Origin of the sequence: Thermorhabdus hydrogeniformans, assembly GCF_049310025.1 — a bacterium.
Lineage (GTDB): Bacteria > Bacillota > Thermosediminibacteria > Thermosediminibacterales > Tepidanaerobacteraceae > JBJYKD01.
Window position 1 is genome coordinate 21577 of sequence record NZ_JBJYKD010000020.1, and the last position, 22790, is coordinate 44366.

General features: G+C 47.9%; 18 protein-coding genes. All 18 read right to left on the reverse strand.

From position 1 onward, the window contains the following. Positions 1–22 precede the first annotated feature (22 nt). Positions 23–418 carry a 4Fe-4S binding protein gene (locus ACKX14_RS10385; RefSeq protein ID WP_422447326.1) on the reverse strand — a complete coding sequence of 132 codons (396 nt, stop codon included), beginning with the start codon at positions 416–418 and terminating at the stop codon, positions 23–25. A 524-nt stretch (positions 419–942) separates the two neighbouring features. Then, positions 943–1578, reverse strand: coding sequence for a cyclodeaminase/cyclohydrolase family protein (locus ACKX14_RS10390; RefSeq protein WP_422447328.1), 636 nt, complete (start codon positions 1576–1578; stop codon positions 943–945). A 48-nt stretch (positions 1579–1626) separates the two neighbouring features. Then, the gene (locus ACKX14_RS10395; RefSeq protein ID WP_422447330.1) at positions 1627–3300 is read right to left on the reverse strand and encodes a formate--tetrahydrofolate ligase; all 1674 of its coding nucleotides are present in this window, start codon (positions 3298–3300) and stop codon (positions 1627–1629) included. 3 nt (positions 3301–3303) lie between these two features. Further along, a complete protein-coding gene (gene hutI / locus ACKX14_RS10400) occupies positions 3304–4575 on the reverse strand; it encodes an imidazolonepropionase (RefSeq protein WP_422447332.1) in 1272 nt (423 codons plus the stop codon). A gap of 286 nt (positions 4576–4861) precedes the next feature. Further along, complete coding sequence (gene ftcD / locus ACKX14_RS10405) at positions 4862–5764, reverse strand: glutamate formimidoyltransferase (RefSeq protein WP_422447334.1); 903 nt, start codon at positions 5762–5764, stop codon at positions 4862–4864. 110 nt (positions 5765–5874) lie between these two features. Further along, a complete protein-coding gene (locus tag ACKX14_RS10410) occupies positions 5875–7908 on the reverse strand; it encodes a urocanate hydratase (RefSeq protein ID WP_422447336.1) in 2034 nt (677 codons plus the stop codon). Between the two features lie 75 nt (positions 7909–7983). Continuing rightward, positions 7984–9630, reverse strand: a complete 1647-nt coding sequence (gene hutU / locus ACKX14_RS10415; protein WP_422447338.1) for a urocanate hydratase — start codon at positions 9628–9630, stop codon at positions 7984–7986. Positions 9631–9708: 78 nt separating this feature from the next. Continuing rightward, complete coding sequence (locus ACKX14_RS10420) at positions 9709–10953, reverse strand: helix-turn-helix domain-containing protein (RefSeq protein ID WP_422447340.1); 1245 nt, start codon at positions 10951–10953, stop codon at positions 9709–9711. Positions 10954–10965: 12 nt separating this feature from the next. Further along, positions 10966–12609, reverse strand: coding sequence for a urocanate hydratase (hutU, locus tag ACKX14_RS10425; protein WP_422447342.1), 1644 nt, complete (start codon positions 12607–12609; stop codon positions 10966–10968). 29 nt (positions 12610–12638) lie between these two features. Next, the gene (locus ACKX14_RS10430) at positions 12639–13925 is read right to left on the reverse strand and encodes a YjiH family protein (RefSeq protein WP_422447344.1); all 1287 of its coding nucleotides are present in this window, start codon (positions 13923–13925) and stop codon (positions 12639–12641) included. Between the two features lie 154 nt (positions 13926–14079). Further along, positions 14080–14874, reverse strand: a complete 795-nt coding sequence (locus ACKX14_RS10435) for a histidine racemase CntK family protein (RefSeq protein WP_422447346.1) — start codon at positions 14872–14874, stop codon at positions 14080–14082. A 48-nt stretch (positions 14875–14922) separates the two neighbouring features. Continuing rightward, positions 14923–16458: a histidine ammonia-lyase gene (gene hutH / locus ACKX14_RS10440; RefSeq protein WP_422447348.1), complete on the reverse strand. Its 1536-nt coding sequence runs from the start codon at positions 16456–16458 to the stop codon at positions 14923–14925. 226 nt (positions 16459–16684) lie between these two features. Beyond that, positions 16685–18088: a sodium:solute symporter family protein gene (locus tag ACKX14_RS10445; protein ID WP_422447350.1), complete on the reverse strand. Its 1404-nt coding sequence runs from the start codon at positions 18086–18088 to the stop codon at positions 16685–16687. A gap of 252 nt (positions 18089–18340) precedes the next feature. Continuing rightward, the gene (locus ACKX14_RS10450) at positions 18341–19006 is read right to left on the reverse strand and encodes an AroM family protein (protein WP_422447352.1); all 666 of its coding nucleotides are present in this window, start codon (positions 19004–19006) and stop codon (positions 18341–18343) included. A gap of 100 nt (positions 19007–19106) precedes the next feature. Further along, positions 19107–20054: an aminopeptidase gene (locus ACKX14_RS10455; protein ID WP_422447378.1), complete on the reverse strand. Its 948-nt coding sequence runs from the start codon at positions 20052–20054 to the stop codon at positions 19107–19109. Beyond that, on the reverse strand, positions 20054–20992 hold the full coding sequence (locus ACKX14_RS10460; protein WP_422447354.1) for a DUF1177 domain-containing protein: 939 nt from the start codon (positions 20990–20992) through the stop codon (positions 20054–20056). Before ACKX14_RS10460 ends, ACKX14_RS10455 begins: the two co-directional genes overlap by 1 nt. A gap of 22 nt (positions 20993–21014) precedes the next feature. Continuing rightward, positions 21015–22091, reverse strand: coding sequence for a DUF917 domain-containing protein (locus ACKX14_RS10465; protein WP_422447356.1), 1077 nt, complete (start codon positions 22089–22091; stop codon positions 21015–21017). A 19-nt stretch (positions 22092–22110) separates the two neighbouring features. Further along, a complete protein-coding gene (locus ACKX14_RS10470) occupies positions 22111–22758 on the reverse strand; it encodes an aspartate/glutamate racemase family protein (protein ID WP_422447358.1) in 648 nt (215 codons plus the stop codon). Between the last annotated feature and the right edge of the window lie 32 nt (positions 22759–22790).

A 22790-nucleotide genomic window follows, 5' to 3' on the forward strand; every position in this document is an offset into this window, starting at 1 on the left:
CAGCACCTCCGTTTTTCATATATTACTCTTTTTCTTCCATATAAATGGCCCCGGTGGGGCACACCCTTGTGCAGGCCCCGCAGGCAATGCATTTTATGGGTTCATTGATATCCTGGTGCACAAAAAGGCAGTCGTTGGGGCAAAATCCCACGCAAATGTAACAACCCACACACTTTTTTTCATCAACTCTCACTGCGCCGTTCTTCGCTTGATACATCGCCTCAACATTGCAAACTGGTATGCATTCTCCGCAGTGATTGCACACTAAAATTTCGTAACTCCCCGGTTTTTCCGCCCTTTCCCTGATCCTTATGGCCGATTTTTCCGGGTCCTCAACCTTGTATAGGACCTTTGAACACGCCGTCATACATGCACCGCACCCGCTGCACAGCTCGGGCTTTGTCTTAACGATTTTCATAAAAGTCACCCCCGATAGATTTTTATGCTCAATTTCTATATTTAATGTCCGTTTTTACATCCCCGGCGCTTGCACCGGTCAGGAAATTCCGAAATTATTTTGAATATAAAGATTAGGGTACTCAGTAGCCCAATAAAAACATATGGATAAATAATCCTAGTTTATACTATTCTGCACTTTTTTAATTTTTCCTTCCACTTTATAAAATTTTTTTAATTAACAAAGCGGAGATACCCCTCTTTAACACTCATTAATAAAGATTTAATTTTATTTTATCATAAAACCCGGTCATTCCGCCAGCATGAATTTCAGTCGCACACTCGGCATTTATACGCGGCCGGTGGGTTGCTTACATTGACCATACGTCTATTACGGCGGGGCGGACACCGCCATCGGCGTGGCGGTGCTGCAGATGGAGAACATAAAATTTGGACAAAAATTGGCCGCATGAAGCGGCAAAGATGTTAAACATGCATTATAAAATTGCAGCTGATAAAGCCTCTGAATGATCTTCAATAGATTATTTAAGACGCCCCCATTATTTTCAAAACCCGTTCAAAAATTTTATCGGCCAGCGCTGAGCCTTCTTTCAATAATTCACCGCTTTTTTCGTCGAATTCCTCCACGAATGCTCTATCTTTTATGCCGTTTAAATTTATCTTTATATTCAGCCATGCTCCCTGGAGAGCCGCCTTAAGGCAGAGTGCTCCTACGCCGATATCGCTGACCGCCGCGGCAGCGGTGTTCCCAACGGCCTTTTCATGGAGGCGCAATGCCGCCACGGCGTCTTCCATGACCGAAAGCGGAACAAGGGCGGCATTTTTTAAAGCCCTTTCCATGGCTTTTTTCCTTTCCTCTTTTTGCTCGTCGGTCTCCCTCGGCATTTTAAAGACCTTTGACACCCCGTTAAATGCTTCGGTGTCTTTATCTATCAACGATGTCAGAGATTCCTGCAATTTGCAGCTTTCCTGGAGGATTTCTCTTAAAAAGGACTCTTTTTCTTTAAACTTTTCTTTACCCGAAGTGAGGTTTGCCACCATGGAACAGAGAGCCGTTCCAACGGCACCCACTAGAGCGGATGCGGCCCCGCCTCCCGGGGCGGGCTCTCCGGACGCAAGTAAAGATAAAAAATCCTCTATGGCATATTCTGATAATTGCATGTTTATCTCCTTTCCAACAGACTCAAAATTAAACCAACAAACTTAAAATTAAAACAGCCCCGTTATCCTGCCGTTTTCATCCACATCTATTTTTTCCGCCGCCGGCTCTTTGGGCAGTCCGGGCATGGTCATTATGGACCCGGTCATGGCCACCACAAAACCGGCACCGGCCGATACTTTTACCTGCCTCACGGTTATCCTGAAACCTTCGGGCCTTCCAAGGAGCCTGGGGTCGTCGGACAGGGAGTACTGGGTTTTTGCCATGCACACAGGAAGATCGCCGAAACCCAGGGATTCCAGAGTGGCCAATTCCTTTCTGGCCTCGCCGGTGAAATCAACGCCGTCGGCTCCGTATATTTTTTTTGCTATGGTTTCTATTTTTTCCCTGATGCTCATTTCCAACGGGTAGACATATTTGAAATTATTTTGCCCCTCCCGAATGATATTCAGGACATTTTCAGCCAGCGCCAGACCTCCTTCGGAGCCTTTTGAATACACGTCGGAAACCGCAGCCGAAACATTCATGCCTTTGCACGCCTCAAAAATCATATCCAGTTCCGCCCGGGTGTCCGTGGGAAATCGGTTTATTGCCACCGTGACCGGGAGGCCGTATATCTCTTTTATGTTCTGGATGTGTTTTATCATGTTGGGCAACCCTTTTTCCAATGCCGAAAGATTCTCCCGGGTCAGTTCCTGCTTCAAAGCCCCGCCGTGGAGTTTTAATGCGCGCACGCTGGCCACCAGAACCGCCGCATCGGGCCGAAGTTGTCCGGTACGGCATTTAATGTCGATGAATTTTTCGGCCCCCAGGTCCGCGCCGAAACCGGCCTCGGTTACCACATAGTCCGCAAGTTTTAAAGCCAATTTCGTTGCGATGAGGCTGTTGCAGCCGTGAGCTATATTGGCAAAGGGCCCTCCGTGGATGAATGCCGGCGTGCCTTCCAGCGTTTGTACCAGATTGGGATTTATGGCATCTTTCAAAAGGGCAGTCATGGCTCCCTGGGCCTTAAGGTCCCCGGCGGTGACAGGTGTTCCTTCATATGTATATCCTACGATGATTCTGGAAAGGCGGCTTTTTAAATCCGAAAGGTCCTGAGCCAGGCAGAAGGCGGCCATTACCTCCGAAGCCACGGTAATGTCAAAACCGTCCTCTCGAGGGACGCCGTTTGTCTTGCCTCCCAGGCCGTCCACGACGAATCGAAGCTGCCGGTCGTTCATATCCATGCATCGCCGCCAGGTTATCCTCCTCGGATCTACGTTAAGGGCATTGCCCTGGTATATATGGTTGTCCAGCAACGCCGCCAGAAGGTTGTTGGCCGTACCGATGGCATGGAAGTCGCCGGTAAAATGCAAATTTATGTCTTCCATCGGCGCCACCTGGGCGTAGCCGCCGCCGGCGGCGCCGCCTTTTACGCCAAACACCGGCCCCAGAGACGGTTCCCGGAGGGCGATTGCGGTTTTTTTCCCGAGTCTTCTGAGGGCATCTCCAAGGCCAACGGTGGTGGTGGTCTTCCCCTCGCCGGCGGGCGTGGGGTTGATGGCGGTAACCAGAATCAGCCTGCCGTCTTTTTTGTCCCTCATTTTGTTTAAGAGCCTGTGGTCCACTTTGGCTTTGTAACGGCCGTAGTATGAAATATCATCCTCCGAAAGGCCTATAGATTCCGCAATTTCTTTAATTGGTCTGAGACTTGCCTCCCGGGCTATTTCGATGTCGCTTTTCACGGATTAAAACTCCTCCTCTCCCCATATTTTAGACAGCACAATCTTACCCTTTTTTATAACCGTATTTACCAAATTGGTCCCGAAATGATATACGATAAAATCAAGGTCCTCAGCATCCCATATTACTATATCCGCCTGTTTTCCCACTTCCAGGGTTCCGATTTTCTTCGACCTTTTTATGGCGGCCGAGGCGTTAAGGGTCGCCGCAGTAAGGACCTCCTCAGGTGTCATCCTGTATTTTATGCAGGCAAGGTTCATTATTAGCTGCATGGATTCTGTGGGGCACGAGCCGGGATTAAAGTCTGTGGCCAGGGCCACGGGAATTTCCATATTTATCATGTCCCTTGCCCGGGCAAAGGGCTCGCCCAAAAAAAACGACGTGCCCGGTAAAAGCACCGCTATGACGCCCTTGGTCGCCATGGCTTCAAGCCCTTTGTCGGTGGCGTGGATGAGGTGGTCCGCCGAAATGGCGCACACTTCCGCCGCCAGGGCTGCTCCTCCCAGGGGTGTCATCTCATCGGCGTGGACTTTGGGCAATAACCCGTACTTTTTGCCGCACTCCAGTATTTCCCGGGATTCTTCCACATTAAAAACCCCTTCTTCACAAAACACATCACAGAATTCAGCCAGATTGTCCCGGGCCACCACGGGTATCATTTCTTCATTTATTAATTTTATATAATCTCCGACTTTTCCTCTGTATTCCTCTGGCACAGCATGCGCCCCCAGGAATGTGGGCACCAGTTCCACGGATTGAATCTTGTTAAGCTCTTTGACAGCCATCAGGGATTTTATTTCGTCTTCCACATTCAGGCCGTAACCGCTTTTTGCCTCACAGGTGGTGGTGCCGTGAGAAAGCATCCTGTCCAGGGCTTTTTTGCCGTTCGTGACCAGTTCTTCCAGACTTGCCCTTCTCGTATTTCTTACGGTGTTTAAAATCCCGCCGCCCATTTTCAGGATTTCGAGATAGCTCACGCCTTTGAGCTTAAGTGAAAGCTCCTTCTGCCTCCAGCCGGAAAAAACAAGGTGGGTGTGCGGGTCTACAAGACCGGGTGTCACGAGGCGGCCTCCGGCGTCTATCGCCCGGGCATTTTCATCCACCGTTAAATAATCGCTTTCTTTACCTATACCAACGATGGTTTCTCCTTTTACGGCAATATATGCATTTTCAATAAATGTTATTTTCCCCTGTTCTTTGCCTTTTAAAGCTGAATTTCCTTCAGGCGTGGCCAGAAGGCCGATATTTTTTATTATAAGGTCAGGATAAACTACCACATAAACACCTTCTTAAATCAAAAAATTTATACTGATTAAGCCGTGAATAATAATCTTGGCCTTACTTGGCCTTAACTGGCGCCGATATAGTTTTGTCCGAAACAAATGGTGAAGCTAATTAGAGGCTCTTGGCGAAGCGGAGGAAAGGCGAATTCACTGTCCGAGCGAGCATAGCGAGCGAGTTTGAATTCGCCCGCAGCGAGCCTAAAGCCTCTTATTAGCGGAACAAAAGTGTGAAGGGCAAAAGCTATAATCGGCGTGTTAAAATCTTAAGCAAGAATAAATTCTACTCCTGTATAAGATAATTTTCCAGTACCTGTTTGCTTTCATCGAAGTTTTCAAGCTGCAGGTAGTATTTTGCCACATCTATCAATGCGTTCATGGGCGTAAGGCCGACGATTTCGCTGCCCACAATGTTCACACCGTATCTTTGCGCCTCAACCCGTATAAGTTCAAAGGCCCTGTAAAGAGATGTTTTTTCGTAGTTGGTCATATTCATGGATACCTGGGCAAGATTTCTATCTTCCAGCATAACTCCTATAGCCTTGCAGTTTCTCAAACCTCCGCCGCTCTCCCGGATGACCTTTGCTATTTTCTTTGCAATATTTATGTCCGAAGTGCCCAAATTCACATTGAAAGCTATGAGAGGCATGCGTGCGCCCACCGCCACAACTCCCGCCGTGGGGTGTATTTCGGGTTTGCCGAAATCCGGCGCCCACTCTGGTTGTTTTATTTTTTGGGCCATTCCTTCGAATTCACCGCGCCTTATGTCGGCAAGGTTCCTGCGTTCCGGTCGTGTGGCGGATTCTTCGTATAAAAATACCGGAATGGAAAGCTCAGAGGCTATCCTTTCCCCCAGCTCTCGGGAAAGCCTCACGCATTCTGCCATGGTAATGCCCCTTACCGGCACGAAAGGTATTACATCCACGGCCCCCATCCTGGGGTGTTCTCCACTGTGTTTGGTCATATCGATAAGCTCAGCGGCTTTTTCAGCCGACAAAAAGGCCGCCTCTTTAACGGCTTCCGGTTCTCCGATAAATGTAAGAACACTCCTGTTGTGATTACGGTCGGAAGAACAATCCAGCAAACGGACACCTTCAATGGATCTTATGGCTTCAGCAATGGCTTGAATCACCTCTTTTCTGCGGCCCTCGCTGAAATTTGGAATGCACTCTACAACGGATTTCAAAATTATTCCTCCATTCTTTTTTATAAATTTGTGGCGCTACTTCTGGCGCGGGCAAAGGTGTGACACCGTTGCCCGCACTCCAGAGGTTTTCTTTAAAAACCGCATACTGATTACTTCATATTTTTGTAAGCATGTTCGACTACCTCATCGATCAGTTTTTGGTCGGGAATGTAGGGAAGTGTGATATGGCCTTTGCCGGCGTATTTCTGGTTGAACTCTATGCTTGTTTCGATAGAGTGTTCATTTCTCGCCCAGGAACGCCTTGCCACACCCCCCATTACATCCCAGAGCAGCGCCGATTTTATGATGTTGTCCACTCTTTCACTGCCGTCAAGAAGCAAACCAAAACCGCCGTTTATGGCCTTGCCTATGCCCACACCGCCTCCGTTGTGTAAAGCCACAAGAGTCATCCCTCTGGCGGCGTTTCCGGCAAAACACTGGGTGGCCATATCGGCCATCACGTTGCTCCCGTCCTTTATATTGGCGGTTTCCCTGAAGGGCGAATCGGCTCCGCTGACATCGTGATGGTCTCTGCCCAGCATAACCGGGCCTATCTCGCCGTTTCTTACCATTTCATTGAATTTAAGCGCAATCTTAATCCTGCCTTCGGCGTCCTGGTATAGAATTCTCGCCTGAGTCCCGACCACCAGGTTGTTTTTTTCAGCATCTCTTATCCAGATGTAGTTGTCTCTATCCTGACCGCGCCGGTTTGGATCAATGCACTCCATGGCGGCCCGGTCGGTCTTAATCAGGTCTTCATGTTTCCCGCTCAAACAAACCCAGCGGAAAGGGCCGTAACCATAATCGAACAATTCCGGCCCCATAATATCTTCCACATAGGAGGGGAATATGAATCCGTCTCTTTCATCCACGCCGTTTTTTGAAATTTCCTTTACTCCGGCATCGAAAACCGCCTTCATAAAGGAATTGCCGTAATCAAAGAAGTAAGTGCCTCTTTCGACAAGAGTTTTGATCAACTCAAAATGACGTCTTAAACTTCTGTTTACGAGCTCTCTGAACTTTTCCCTGTCTGTAGAAAGCAGCCTCGTCCTCTCTTCGAAAGTAATGCCCTGCGGGCAGTATCCTCCGTCATAAGGGACATGACAGGAAGTCTGGTCTGAAAGCAGATCGACTTTTATGTTGTTTTTTACGATGTATTCCAGAAGGTCTACCACATTCCCGTAGTATGCAATGGAAATGGGCTCTTTTTTACGCAAATATTCATCGGCAATCCGGAATACCTCGGAAAGATCCGACGATATCTTGCTCACCCATCCCTGCTCATGGCGGGTTTTGATTCTTGAGTAATCAACTTCGGCTATAATTCCTACACCGCGGGCGATTTCGATGGCCTTCGCCTGAGCGCCGCTCATCCCGCCAAGGCCTGAGGAGACGAAAAGGCGACCGCGCAGATCTCCGTCTTTGGGTATGCCGAGTTTCAGCCTTCCGGCGTTTAATAGTGTATTGTAAGTGCCGTGGACTATGCCCTGGGGCCCGATGTACATCCATCCGCCCGCCGTCATCTGCCCGTAATTTGCCACCCCCATCTCTTCCGCAATTTCCCAGTCGTCAGGATTGTCAAACATGCCCACCATCAAGGCATTGGTAATGATAACTCTTGGAGCGTCGGGCTTTGACGGAAAAAGCCCAACCGGATGCCCGGATTCGACAACCAGAGTCTGTTCTTCGGTAAGGGCTTCAAGATACTTCTTTATCAATCGATACTGAAGCCAGTTCTGACATACACTTCCTGTCTCACCGTATGTTACCAGTTCATAGGGGTACAGGGCCACTTCAAAGTCCAGGTTGTTATCTATCATAACCTGAAGGGCTTTTCCCGCAAGGCAGTTGCCCTTATACTCATCAATCGGTTTACCGTATATCCTCCCTTCAGGGCGATAGCGGTAAGCGTAAATTCTGCCCCGGGTCAATAACTCGTTTAAAAACTCAGGCGCAAGTTTTTCATGCAGCTCCTCCGGCACATAGCGCAGCGCATTTTTCAGTGCAATCTTTGTCTGCTCTTTTGTAAGCCGGAACCCCCTGCTGGGCGCCCTCCTGATTCCCTCCACAAATTTGGGCATATCGGGATACTCGGCGTCCAGCTTAATTGTCATCGCCTTTGAAATGTCATAATTGCTTATCAATTTAAACTCCCCCTCTTTTCACTATAGATTTAACCAATACTTCACTTTTTAGTAAATGTTCTTTTTAAAGCCACTTTATAACATGGGTATTTTTATTCCTTTTTCTTTTGCCGTCTTAACGGCCATCTCATAACCTGCATCGGCATGGCGCACGACTCCACAGGCCGGGTCGTTGTTCAGCACCTTTTCAATTCTCCTGGATGCATCGTCTGTGCCGTCGGCCACCACCACCACGCCGGCATGGACGGAGTAACCGATTCCCACACCGCCCCCGTGGTGCACAGAAACCCATGCGGCTCCGGACGCCACATTTAAAAGGGCATTCAGGATGGGCCAGTCGGCTATTGCATCGCTGCCGTCCTTCATGGCCTCGGTCTCGCGATATGGAGACGCCCCCGAGCCTGTATCGAGATGGTCCCTGCCAATGACAATGGGTGCGGAAAGCTCGCCCTTTTTCACCATTTCATTTACGGCGAGGCCAAATTTCGCCCTCTCGCCGCAGCGCAGCCAGCATACCCTGGCGGGAAGGCCTTGAAAAGCCACGCGCTCCCTTGCCATTTTAATCCAGCGCTTCAGGTGCCTGTTTTCCGGGAACAGTTCCAGAACCTTCTCTTCGGTCCTGTAAATATCCTCGGGGTCACCGGATAATGCAACCCATCTGAGAGGCCCGCTGCCCTCGCAGAACAGGTCCCTTAAAAACTCCGACACGCATCCCGGGATGTCGAAGGCGTCTTTGACACCCCCGTCGTACGCCTGGCGGCGGATGTTGTTGCCGTAATCAAAGACTACGGCTCCCCTCTTTTTCATCTCCAGCATAGCCCTTACATGGGTGGCAATGCTCTCTTTGGCAAGAGAAACATATTTGCAGGGATCAGTCTTTCTGAGTTCCAGGGCCTCTTCAAGGCTCATGCCAGCCGGCACATAGCCGTTTAAGGGGTCGTGGGCGGAAGTCTGATCGGTAACCACATCGGGTATGATGCCCAGGCGCAGGATCTCCGGATAAATCTCCGCGGCATTCCCCACCAGGCCTATGGACAGCGGTCTTCCTTCTTCCCTGGCCTTCAGAGCCATGTTCAAGGCTCCGTCCAGGTTATCCGAGATTACATCACAGTATCCGGTACTTACCCTTCTTTCTATTCTCTTTCTGTCAACCTCAACTACCAGCGCCACGCCCTCGTTCATCGTGACGGCCAGCGGCTGGGCACCGCTCATGCCGCCAAGGCCGGCGCTCAAAACCATCCTGCCTTTCAGACTCCCGCCGAAGTACTTCCGGGCACATGCCCCGAAAGTCTCGTAAGTCTCCTGAAGGGCGCTCTGGGAGCCTATATATATCCAGCTTCCGGCGGTCATCTGCCAGTACACTGTAAGTCCCTTTTTTTCCAGTTCCCAGAAATTTTCCCACGTGGCCCAGGCCGGCACCAGCATTGCATTTGATATGAGCACCCGGGGAGCCATGGTATGAGTCTTAAAAACACCTGCGGGTTTGCCCGATTGGATAAGAAGAGTTTCGTCGTTTTCAAGACTCCTTAACAACTCTACTATTTTATCAAAGCACTCCCGGTTCCTGGCCGCTTTCCCTGCACCCCCGTAAACTATAAGGTCGTCGGGCTTTTCGGCCACCGCCGGGTCCAGACTGTTCATGAGCATCCGCAGGGCCGCTTCCTGCATCCAGCTTTTGCACGTAATTTCTCTGCCTCTTGGGGCACGAATCAATCCATACACATTTTTGCCCTCCAAGAAAATTCATATGTCTAATATTTCATAATGTCTAATAATAACCATATTCTATGCAGAATTCATTTAGCCTTCGGAAAATATCCGGTCTATATGGACTTTTTTGCTTACCTTGAATTTGCTCGGCGGCATCCCCACCACACTTTTGAAAACCCTTCCGAAATAGTTGGGGTCGCGGTACCCCACCTGCCTGCTTATCTGCCCGATACTTAAATCCGTAGTCAGCAACAGCTTTTTGGCCTCTTCTATTCTCAGTTTCGTAAGGTAATCGATAAAATTCATACCTGTAAAATTTTTAAAACCGTGGCTGAAATAATAGGGGCTGATGTAAACATGTTCGGCCACCTGTTCTAGAGTAATGGGTTTTCTGAAATTTTCCTGGATATAGGATACCGCTTTTTCAAAGACCTGCAGATTCATGCGCTTCCGGCCCAGGGAAACTTCTTCGATAATTCCCCGCAAAACTTCTCTCATCTGGTTTCTCAGTTCTGAAATGGTATCGCTCCGCAAAATTTCTTCCACTGAATGCCCACTCAATGCCGCAAGCTTTTCCTGGTCCGCTCCGGCTTCAAAGGCAATTTTTATGAGGGTGGTGATAATTTCGATAAGTCGTGTTTTCATTATGAGAGGATTAACCGACCGTTCCTGCACGGCATTGCCGAGCAATTCCTCAACTATGTTAAAAGCCCCTTCTTCATCACACCCCAGAACTTTAACCGATAACTGCGATTCCACCTCAATCGAAAAAAGGCCGAGTTCCTCGGTAAAGGGGATAACATTTTCGATGTGAATGACCTGACTCTTACCCAGAAAAAACTTGTGATGGCAGGCCGTAACGGCGTCTTTATACGACAGGTGCAAATCCAGTATATCCTTATACCGCCGGCCTATCCCGACAGAAACCGATATTCCCGTCTCTTCTTCAACAATATCTTTTATGAATCCGCCCAACTCTATCGCCCACTCCGCCTGAGATACGACGTCATTTTCAACCCTAAAGAGCACAGCATATAGGTTTTCATCCATGTCGACAGCCAGGGCGTTAAAACTTTTCGCACATTTCTCAAGGCTCTGTAAAACTTTTAAACGGAGATTTCGTTTCTGAATTTCGCTTTTATTGCAGGTCTCGGAATAATAATTATCAATCGTTACGGCCATTACGGCATTGGGCTGTGTGATGATGTTTAACTTTTTCTGTAAATTCCAGATATCTTTGGCGCTGGTGATGTTGTTAAAAAGCAAGTCCCGCAAAAATCCGCGCCGGGCATATACTTCTAACGGATCGTTCTCGCGGCAGGTACTTTTATTCATTGCCCGACCCCCTCATTCCACGGCCTTCGCGGGAAAAACAGGCGATTTTATAATATGTTTTGCCATTTCATATCCTGCATCGGCGTAGCGGATAACCCCCAGAGCCGGATCCGCCTTTAAAACAAGGTCAAGCCGTTTCTGAGCTTCTCCGGAGCCATCGGCTATAACAGTGACCCCGGAGTGTATGGAGTAGCCTATCCCCACGCCTCCACCGTGATACAGACCCACAAGGGAAGCGCCGGAAGCACAGTTCAGCAAAGCGTTTAAAACCGGCCAGTCGGCGACGGCGTCGCTGCCGTCATTCATGGCTTCGGTCTCTCTGAAAGGCGAAGCCACCGCCGCCGCGTCCATGTGATCCCTGGTGATGGCCACAGGCGCCTTTAGTTCGCCGAGTTTTACCATCTCATTTATGATATTTCCAAAAACCGATCTCTCCTTATAATTTAACCAGCACACCCTGGCCGGAAGGCCGTGAAAGGCAAATCTTCTCTCTACAAAATCAATCCATTCCCTGAGTCTCGCGTCCCCTTTGAATATCGAAAGGATTATTTCGTCGGTGCGGTATATGTCTTCCGGGTCACCGGAGAGCGCAATCCAGCGGAAAGGCCCCCTCCCCTCGCAAAACAACGGCCTTATATACTCCGATGCAAAACACGGAAAACAGAAAGCGTCTTTTACGCCTACTCTGTACCCCTGTTCCCGAAGATTGTTGCCGTAGTCAAATACCACCGAGCCTCGCTTTTTAAATTCGATCATAGCCTGGACATGGCGCTTTATGCTGTCTCTGGCTATTTCTTCATACTTTTCGGGATCGGTCTTTCTCAGTTCTCTTGCTTCCTCCGGTGAAAGACCTGATGGTATATAGCTTTTAAGGTCATGGGCGGGAGTCTGGTCTGTCACCACATCGGGTTTGATGTTATTAGATAAAATGGCCTCATAGGCATCGGCCGCATTGCCCGTAACCCCTATTGATATCGATTCGGCCCTTGAAACATACTCTTTGGCGATGTCACACGCTTCTTCAAGGGATGAAGCCATGATATCAATCATGCTGGAAATCAACCTTTTCTTCACTACGGCCCTATCCGCATCCACCACAATGGCCACTCCGCCATTGGCGGTTATGGCGACAGGCTGGGCGCTGCCCATTTCGCCAAGGCCCGACGTGAGTACCAGTTTACCTTTTAAACTGCCGCCAAAATGCCTTTTTGCCACCTGAGAAAAGGTTTCCCAGGTCCCCTGAAGAATGCCCTGGGTCCCGATATAGGCCCATGAACCGGCCGTAGACTGGCCGTAAGCGGTAAGGCCCTTTTCGGCAAGCTCCCGGAAATAATCCCAGTTAGCCCAGCGGGGGACCATTAAAGCCCCGGCCATTATGACCCTGGGCGCAAATTCGAACGTCCTGAAAATGCCCACTGGTTTTCCCGACTGTATCAACAGGGTTTCATCATTCTCCAGAGTCTTGAGTGCTTCGATTATGGCTTTAAGAGAGTTTACGTCTCTTGCCACCTTTCCCGTCCCGCCATAGGCCACCAGTTCTTCGGGATTTTTCGCTATGTCCGGGTTAAGGCAGTTGAGGAGGAGCCGTAATAGCCCCTCCTGCTGCCAGCCTTTACAGGATAATTTGTTTCCGGTAGGAGATTTAAATATTTCCATGAGCTGTCTTCCCTGCAGGTTTAGAATTTTTAAAGTAAGATTACCGCCAAAATGGCTGCAAATATGATTGAAAGTATAGTTCTCTCTATCCAGATTACCATTATTTCGCTTAAGCTAAGAGGAATCTCCGTAGAAAGAAGGCAGGGTATGGACGCTGAGAAAAACAGTATGGCCGATACGGAAACTACAGCAGCTACAAACCGTGTAACTAAAGGAGCATTTACTGTCAGCAGGGCCGGCAAAAACATCTCCGCCACTTCTACGGCAGCGGCTTTGGCTGCCAGGAAAGGTTCTGGAATCCGTAGAAGAGCCGTAAAGGGATAGTAAATCCATCCTATTAAGTCAAAAATTGGGGTGAATTTGGCGATTATAAGGCCGAAAAGACCTATAGACATTATTGTTGGCAAAATTGACGTTGCCATTTTAAAACCATCCCTGATGTTTTTAACAACGCTGTCCGGAATTCCCGGAGCTTCACCGGCCACCTGCAATGCTTCATCCCACGCCAGCTTCAATATGCTTCCTTTAACTTCCTTTTCCGGATCGGGCTCCCCCACATACTCGTTTGGCTTAGCTGAAATGGGCCATATCCGGGCAGTTACAGCTGTGACGGCAAAAGTAACCACAAGGGTCGCCCAGAAATAAGTATTCCATATATCCATTATTTTTAGAGTTTTTGCAACTATTATCATAAAAGTCGCTGATACAGTAGAAAAACCTGTTGCTATTATAGCCGCTTCTCTTATGGTGTATTTTCCTTCTTTGAAAACCTTGTTTGTTATCAGCAGGGCAATCGAGTAGCTTCCAACAAAAGAAGCCAGCGCATCTATGGCAGATCTGCCAGGCGTTTTCCATATTTTTCTCATTATGGGCCTAACCAAAGTCCCGACAAATTCCATCAAACCATAACCTACCAAAAAGGCAAGAAACGCTGAGCCGATAGGAACAATAAGCCCAACCGGCACCACCAGTTTGTTAAAAAGGAATGGGCCCATATTTGGATCCATCATCCAGGCAGGTCCAATTTTTAGATATACCATAAATGCTATAACAATTCCAGCAAGTTTAAATACCGAAAAAACGGTATCTACTTTTGATTTTTTCCAGCTGCCGTTAATCCAGGGCATTATACCGCCGATTGTCGTAACTATGAGGCCATAAAGCAAAGCTAAACCCGGAAAGTTTTGCCTTATACCCGTCACCAGATGGTCTAAAGGAATAGAAGAACTCCCTTGCCAGTTTATCGGGATAAAGAACATAAAAATACCTATAGCACTGCAAATCAAAAACCTCCAGACCTCATTGTGCTTTTCCATATGCATCACCTCGTTTTAAAATTTAATTAACAAGATATTTGGTATAAAATTAAATATTTTTATTTAATAACCTCTATACTAAACTTTTTGTTTCTAGCATTTTTTTGTTTTGTTATACTTTCGTGGTGTGCATATGGTGTAATCAAATTGTTTATTATTCCAATAAGATGCTCCCCTCACACGTAACCTTCACATCGGTGGAAATGTAAGTTATTTCACCCGTCTCCACCTTTATTATTCCGCCGGGCTGGCACACATTTAATTTTCCTGTAATATCTTTTTCTTTAAGATGCAGGCCCAGAGCCAGACTGCCTGAACCGCAGCCTTTTTCAAATATCCTGCTGTCGGTCTCTCTTACGTGAATGTAGGGTTTGATTTCGTACTCCAGCTCATTTATTTTTCTGTAAGGAACAACCCCCAAGGCACTTGCATTAATATGGTTTTTCAGCAATTCAAGAATATCATCAAAAAGCTGGACCTCGGGCCATAATTCAAATACGAAATGGCTTATGCCCTGTAGGTTTACTACGCTTCCAGTAACCTCCTGCTGTCCGACCCTAACGGTGAATTCCCGGATGTAAACAGGGGGAGGCATCTCGCACTTAGCGTTATAGACAAACCGGGATTTTTGCTCTACATAGCACCTTAAAGGGTGGTCCGCTCCCGAAACATCTATTAAAAATTCTTTGGCTTCGCAAATTCCTTTATACCTCGCGTAAGCCGCAGCCGAAAGGCTTGCATTGCCGCAAAATTCTCCGCCGGCCATCTTTAGCCCGATTACTGAATTTTCATTGCCCGGCGGAACTATAAAGCCCACCTGCTCGGCATGCAGGTATTCATACCCCATCACCTTCCTCGCAACCTCCACATACCGCTCCGGAGGACAGAAGCTGGTAATAAGCACCGTTGTGTTTTGAGAAGGGCTGGTTTTGACAAAATCGATTATCATTATTTTTCTCCTTTCAGCCAAAATCAACTCATCTAAAATTTTTCAATATTATTCCAACGCCCCAACCGCCTCTTCAACCCCCTTGACCAGCTCACCGCTCTTTATAATACCCGCAAGCCTTTTTACATCCGAGCTTAATAACCTGTCTTCTGAAATTTTTGACACCATGCCCCTTACAACTTTATAAGCTGCTTCGGTTCCTTTGCCCAGCCTGAGCGAGCGTTTTGCTTTTTCCATCCGGAAATCCAAAGCCTGAGCGGCACACAAAAGCTCAATGGCCAGGACATTGGCGGTGTTCTCTACGACCTTCAAAGCCTTCCGGGCCGCAATCGTACCCATGCTGACATGGTCTTCCTGATTGGCGGAAGAAGGTATGGAGTCAACGCTGGCCGGGAAAGACAGCGTCTTGTTCTCCGACACCAGCGCCGCAGCCGTGTACTGGCTGATCATCAGGCCGGAATTCAATCCGCCTCTTTCTGTCAAAAAGGCTGGCAGGCCTTCATTGAGCTGGGGATTTACAAGGCGCTCTATGCGGCGCTCCGAAATATTTGCCAGTTCCGAAACGGCTATACTGAGATAATCCATGTTTATGGCCACGGGCTCCCCGTGGAAATTGCCCCCCGAGATTACCCTTTCTTCGCCGGGAAATATAAGGGGGTTGTCCGTAGCCGAATTAATCTCAATTTCCAATACATTTTTTATGTGCCGTATGGCGTCTTTGGCGGCTCCGTGGACCTGGGGCATACACCTTAATGCATAGGCGTCCTGCACTTTAAGCTGCCCCTGCCTGGTAGTGAACTCGCTGCCCTGCAGCAGGCCCCTAAGATTCCTTGCACACGAATTTTGTCCGGGATGAGGCCTTAACGCCTGAACTCTTTCATCCAATGCGTCAATTATGCCGTTCAAAGCTTCAAAGCTCAAAGCCCCACAGATGTCGGCAACCTTCGATAGGTTTACAGCACCGGCGAGAGCAAGGCTTCCCACCGCCGACATGGCCTGGGTGCCGTTTATCAGTGCAAGGCCCTCTTTTGCCTCAAAAACTACAGGCTTTATACCGGCTCGTTCCAGGGCTTTTTTCCCGGGCAATATCTCACCCTCAAAAACCGCTTCGCCTTCCCCCATCATCACCAGAGCCATATGGGCGAGGGGAACCAGATCCCCGCTAGCCCCAAGCGAGCCCTGGCAGGGAACAAGAGGTGTAACTCCCTTATTTAGCATATCAATCAAAGTCATCAGGGTAGAAAGCCTTATTCCCGAATACCCCTTCGCAAGGGCGTTAATCCTTAAAAGCATCATGGCCCTTACCACTTCTTCGGGAAAGTAATCCCCGACTCCGACCGAATGGCTTCTTATAAGGTTTATCTGCAATTTTCTGGCATCTTCCCGGGAAATAACCACATTGCAAAATTTTCCAAACCCCGTAGTAACACCGTAGACAATCTCCCCTCTTTCTATTATACTTTCCACGTATTTTCTTGAACGGTCTATTCTATCGATGGATTCGGGCGAAAGTTCCACCGTCTCCCTTTTAATTGCCACTCTCGCCACATCTTCTACACTGAGATTTTCTCCACTTATTATCACATCCCTGCACCTCCGTAAAATTTTTTCTCTTTTTTAATGTGATGCTTTAACGTTATAAAAACTCCTTAAAAGTCAATTAAGGGAAACCACAGGTTTCCCTTAATTGACTGATAAAAAACCAATATTAGATTTAATTATCTTTAACTATCTGTTCAACAGACCCCCTATATACTTTGAAATAAATTAATCTCATGATTGCCATGTCTAATATGTATTTCTGTTGAATTTACTCTCCTGACTCAACAACCTGCCGTTTTTTCGTGGCCAGAGATACCAGCATAAATATTACAAGGGAGATGAGGGCCGCATATATTTCCGCCGGGGCGCCAAATATATCGGCCTTTGTCAATATTCCCCAGAGGGCCACTATAGACCCGCCGACCAGAGAAGCCAGGGCACCGGCTCTTGTGGCCGATTTCCATAGAACGCCGCCTATTACGGGGACAAATACACCGGCCGTGTACATTGTGTATGAATAAATCAGTGCATCAATTATCCCGGGAACAACGAGGGCGATAATGAGTGAAAGAATGCCTATTATAAATGTAAAATTTCTCGAGATATTGAGGAGCTTCTTTTCTTCCTTCACCTCATCCACATGGAAGGTTTCAATCCACAAGTCCTTAACAATATGGGAAGTTGCTGCGGTCAAGAGCGAATCGGCAGTAGACATGATGGCAGCCAGGATGGCGGCAAGGACGATACCCCCTAAGACAGGATTCATTAAGTTTTGAAGAACCCAGGGGACAGACATACCGCCTTTGTCTAAATCTGACAGCGCCCTGGCTCCCATTCCTATTATAGCCGGGAAAAAGCTGATAATCACCAGTACGATACCACCCAACAGAGATGCATTCCTGGCCACTTTTGAGTCTTTCGCCGCAAAAAGCCTCTGGTAAAAGTCCTGGCCTACCAGGGTGTACATAACAGTGGGGAGCAAAAGCCACATAATGCTGGAGGTTCCAAGGCCCCAGAAATTAAAATATCCCGGTTCAACGCCTTTCGCCGCAAGCGTTGATGTCAGACCGGCCATACCTCCGGTCTTTGCAAAAACCACAATGGTAGCCAGAACCACACCCAACGCAGCCAGGATAAGCTGGATAAAATCAGTTACGGTGGCAGCCCAGAGTCCGCCGGAAGTGGTATAGATTATAAAAACCAGTGTGGCCAGAACGGCACCGGTATTTCCTTTAATACCCAGTATGCCTAGAGCGCTCCTGGCTGAGAGGACCTGCGCTGCCAGAATGCCGATCAATGCAAAAAGAGAAAGCACAGCTCCCAAAACCCGAACCGACTTGCCGCCGTACCTTTGCTCAAGGTAGTCGGGCACCGTATATAGGGCCAGATCCCTGAATTTTCCGGCCGTCATAAACGCCAGAAAAAGCAGGCCGATGCCGCAGGATACGCCGTACCATGCCCCCGAAATGCCGTAATTAAACCCGTATTCGCCGCCGCCCATAACGGCACCGCCGCCGAAATGCGTGGCAGCAAGAGTGGCTGCACACAGCCACACACCGAGCCTTCTGCCCGCCAGTAAAAAGTCGGTCATGCCTTTAATGTAATACCTGTTGCACCACCAGCCCACCAACAACATCAAGGCCATATAAAGGATCACAATAAACAATATCATGCCCCTTACCCTCCCTTTCTTATTGCTAATTTTTTTATATTCATTTTATTTTATATATATTCGTTTTAAATGTTGTTTTTCCCTCTTGATTTTTTTGTCATAGCAGCATTATTTTGCTAATATTTATGAATTTTCTGTATTAATAGGTTAATATATTATCACTGCATCTTAATGAAATGTAAAACAGAAAAAGTTCCAAAATTACAAGAGAGAATCCATTTCACAATTGTGCAGATTCTCTCTCAGTTTAAATTATAACAATTCGCTTACCACTTTGGCTGCAAGAGATCGGGCCAGAATTACGGGCTTTTTAACATGCTGTAATACTATATTTTTCATCTGCAGTGTATATCCCATGCAGTCCATGACAACAATATCGACCCCTGATCTTGCCAGTAACTTTGCCGCTTTTTCTATGTTCTCTATTCCTGTGTACGGCGACCCCGGTTCTACAATTACCTTTACCGCCGTCGTAGACCACCGTTCTTTTGCCGAAGCCGCTTGACGCTCATCCGGTATGATTACTCCCAGCGTCAGACCTTCGGCCAGTGAACACACCACGTGGTGCAACACTTTCTGAGGGCGGACGATAAGGGAATTGCAATCAAAGGCGGGAAATTCTCCCGTGCAGGCGAGAAATATTGTTTTTATTCCTTCCAGTTCCAGATTTTTGATCTGATTTTTCAATCTGGGAAAGATCTCCCTTTCTGACACTTTGACCTCGGTCCCGTCGGCCATCCGGGTAACCAGAACCCCGTCATCTTCCCCGGGATAAAAGGCCTCCACTTCTTTCAGTGTCAATCCGTCAAGTGCTCCTTTTTCAACGATTTCCACATCATCACCCAATACCATTTTTATTTCCGGGACAAGGTCTACTCTGGGGGCCTGCCCGATTGTTACAAAACCCAACCTTTTCATAAAACTCACCACCGTTCTCCTCTTTGTAATCCGGCCAGAGATTCGCGGGTTTATCCCGAGCAATTTCTCGGCCATGCATGAAACGGTAGTCCCTGTACCCTCATACCACCAGCCTGCCTTTATCCAGTATCAACCTTCCATCTATATAAATCGTGGGATTCATAACTACGGCATCCAGATGTACTCCCGCGCTGACTCTTCCCCCAAAGGTATTGTTGCTCCCAAACGCCACATGGATTGTACCCAAAATCTTCTCATCTTCCAATATATTTCCGGATAATACGGCATTGGGGTTTGTCCCAATTCCAAACTCCGCCACATTTCTGGCGGCATCGGAGCTCCCCAGCATTTCCAGCCATTCTTTCGCGCCGTCTCCCCGGGCGTCCATTAAAAGCCCTTTTCTGATTTCAAGCAAAATGGGCGACTTCAGCCTTCCCAGACCCACAATACTTCCATCAACCAAAATTTTCCCCTCAGCCGAACCTTCTACAGGCGCAATATAGGCTTCTCCCGACGGCAAATTCCCCGATTGCCCTTTCTCAAGATACCTGCCGGTGCTTTCAATTCCTTTTCTTCCTTCAATGTTCATCTCGAGCTTATATTCATCTTTTTCTATGACAACCTTGCTGCCCTGAGTTAAAATTTCAGCTATTTTTTTCGTCAGTTTTTCCACTTTAGTATAATCCGCCGTAACGGCACCTCTTAGAAACATATCCTTTGTAATTCCCGGCATGGTGGCAATCCTTGCCCCTTTAGCCGCGGCATCTTTTTTAGCTCTGGTGTGGGTCAGCGAATGCTCCGTTATGCATACCACCACATCGGAATTTTTCATTGCCTCTGCCGCCGCGGCCGGTGGTTCTTCCCCGGATTTTCTTAAAACCGGTATTTTAAAAAGCATAGCCGTAAGACCCAGCTCTTTCCCGGCTTTATACAGGTGCGCAGCCAGTTTCTCCCTGCTATCATCGGTCAGTACCAGGTATTTTTCCTCAGGCTTTACCCCCAGGCAATCGAGAAGCAGTTTTTTTGATATACTTACCAGTTTATTCATCACATCTCTTTCCTTCCAAGGGTCTTCAAATGTTCCATGGAACCGTAGAGCCGCGTGATTAATTCAAACTCTTTTTCATCAAAAAATTCACACGCCTTCCTGCCGAAAGCCTTGGCAACTTCCAGGGCAAACCTTGCGGCAAGTTCTATATCTACTTCATGGGAAGCTCCCGTAGCGCATCCGGGCACCGCGGTTTCGGCGGTTATGGCCACCCCTACCACCGGACTGGAAGTGGCGGTGCACGGCTGGACCAGGCTGTTTATATGATGAAGACCGTTTCCATAGGGGGTGATATCCTGAGTCACTATGGGCAATACCACCGGCAGTTTCCCCGTTACTATCTGCATTAAGTCGAGCAGCGAATCGCTAACCTTCAGTATATAGCCGTCTTTAACGGTGGGTGTAATAGCAATCCCTCTCTGATTCAATATCCTGTTTCCCTTAGTTGTATCAATGGAAAGAATGGCGTCCATCTCAGGATCCACTTCCATTTTGTTCATCATCTGCATATCCACCGGCGAGCCCATGAAAGGCACTGGGTCATGCGGCTGCGTGGGTGCATCGGGGCATATGTGAGTGCTGATTATCACATCGCCGTCCAGAAAATCTCCTTTCGAATTCATGTCGGCCAGTTTCAGCGCCACCGAAAGGGCGGCAGCGGCCCCGTCGCCATCCGACACATATCCTATCATTTCCGGCCTTGCACCTATTCCACCGAGCCTGCCGATTACACCCAGCGTGGGTGCGTCGCCGCCCGAGGCCTTGCCCTTTTTACCTTTTACAAATATTTTTATAAAATCGGTTTTCCCGGCTTCACCGCTCACTTCTTCCACATGAATGTTTTCAAGACCTCTCCTTAACAAAAACTCCTTTACTTTTTCCCCGTTTACTCTCGCATCGTCTAATATGTCTAATATTTCCATGACCTGTTTTAACATTGATATCCCTCCATCTTTTGTTCTAAAATACATAAGCTATTATCTCTTTGCCTACCGCTTTTTCACATGCTTTAAAAAGCTCGGGGTCGTGCATACCCGCTCCCAATTTTATCTTCTCTTTTTCCACCTTTAAGATGGCGATTTTCTGGCGCTCTCTAATTTCGGCCGAGGTTACCGGGATTCCGGTGTCTGCATCCAGCGTCATTATAAGGTCGGGGAAAGTGGCAAGACGTTCCCCCGATTTTTCCAGAGTCATGTATTCGTTCCAGAAGGTAATTTCATAATCTTTTTCCATGACAACCTTCCCCACATCGAAACCACCTGTTGATTCCAGATAAACTTTTTCAACGGTGCCGGCAACTATCAGCTCACCCTTCAGATAATCACACGCCGCATATATGACCGCTTTTGAGCCCTTTTCTCTGGCTTTTATCATTTCTCGGCCTAAATTAATTGCCTGTTTTACGGCCCCGACAGCGGCATTGTCCCTTGCATACCGGCACGAGACCGGATTCCTCGCCACCGATACCAGACCGCCGGCCTGGACAGCGGCAGCCCTTACAATAGCCGCCGCTCTTTCCACTGAACCCATTGCCACGACTTCCGTAAAAGTCGCCTTTTCTCTGCTGCCTCCCACAGCGGCCTGTATTGATTTGTAATCTTTATTTTTATGCAACCCCATGGCACCCATTATGCCTGTAGGATGAGCCCGGCCGTTACATGGAGCGTCCACCACGGGTATGCCCAGCATTGCAGCCTGCAGCCACCCGTTCACTGTGGCGAGCCCCCCGGCCTCATTTGTAATAATTCCCGCAACTTTTACATCGGCAACTTTATTTATCAATTCCACCGCCCGAAGGTAATGCACCGGTTCGGAACAGGCATCCTTTGCGGAAGGCGCCCCTACGGCGGCCACGTTTATCAATATGGAATTTTCATCTATGTCCTCAATATCTATCAGCTCAGGAGATGATAGGTTGACAGCCAGCAGAGCCATTTTTCTTCCTTCATTCATAGAGCCCCCGCCACCGCCGCCGAGGACACATCCTCCGAGGACGGCGGCGTCAACAAGTTCAGCGGTCAATTTTAATCTGCTCATAAATCCGCCCTTTCCTTTTTTAAAATTGGAGGTATGAAATCACAAGGCCCGCCGCCAGTACGGGATCTACTACGCGAATTTTTAAATTTCGCTTTATCTCTTCATGTATATTTATAGTAGACATTCCTGTGCAGGCCAGTGCTATGGTGTCGCAGCCTTTTTCTTTTAACACGCCGGCCGCTTTCAACACGTTTTTTCTACCTTCATCTACAAATAAATCCAGGGTAGTGTTTACACCTTCCGGTTTGATATAGCCCGAAAATTTTTCTCCAAGTATTTTTGTCATTACCGCAGGTGCTTCTCCAGTTATACCGATTATACCCACACTTCCTCCCAAACTACAAGATATTGCTGCGCACGATGAACCGGCTCCTATAACCGGAACCTTTATGGAGCTACGGCATTCTTCCATGCCGGGATCTCCGGCGCAACTTATATATACCACATCTACTCCTTCATCTTCAAACTCTTTAGCCAGCTTAATAATTTTTGGAATAGCAGCCTTCTCTGTTTCATCGTCGTATATCCCCTCGTACTGGTCGGGAATGAATCTAGTTTTTATATCAAGATTTTTGAATTTACTGGCGAGCAGATGGGCATGGGCGTTTAAAAGCTTATCATTCATTAAAGTAACAACTCTGATAAGGCCGACTTTTATCTTCTCCATAAGGCAACCTCTTCTCTCTATTAAAGTTTAAG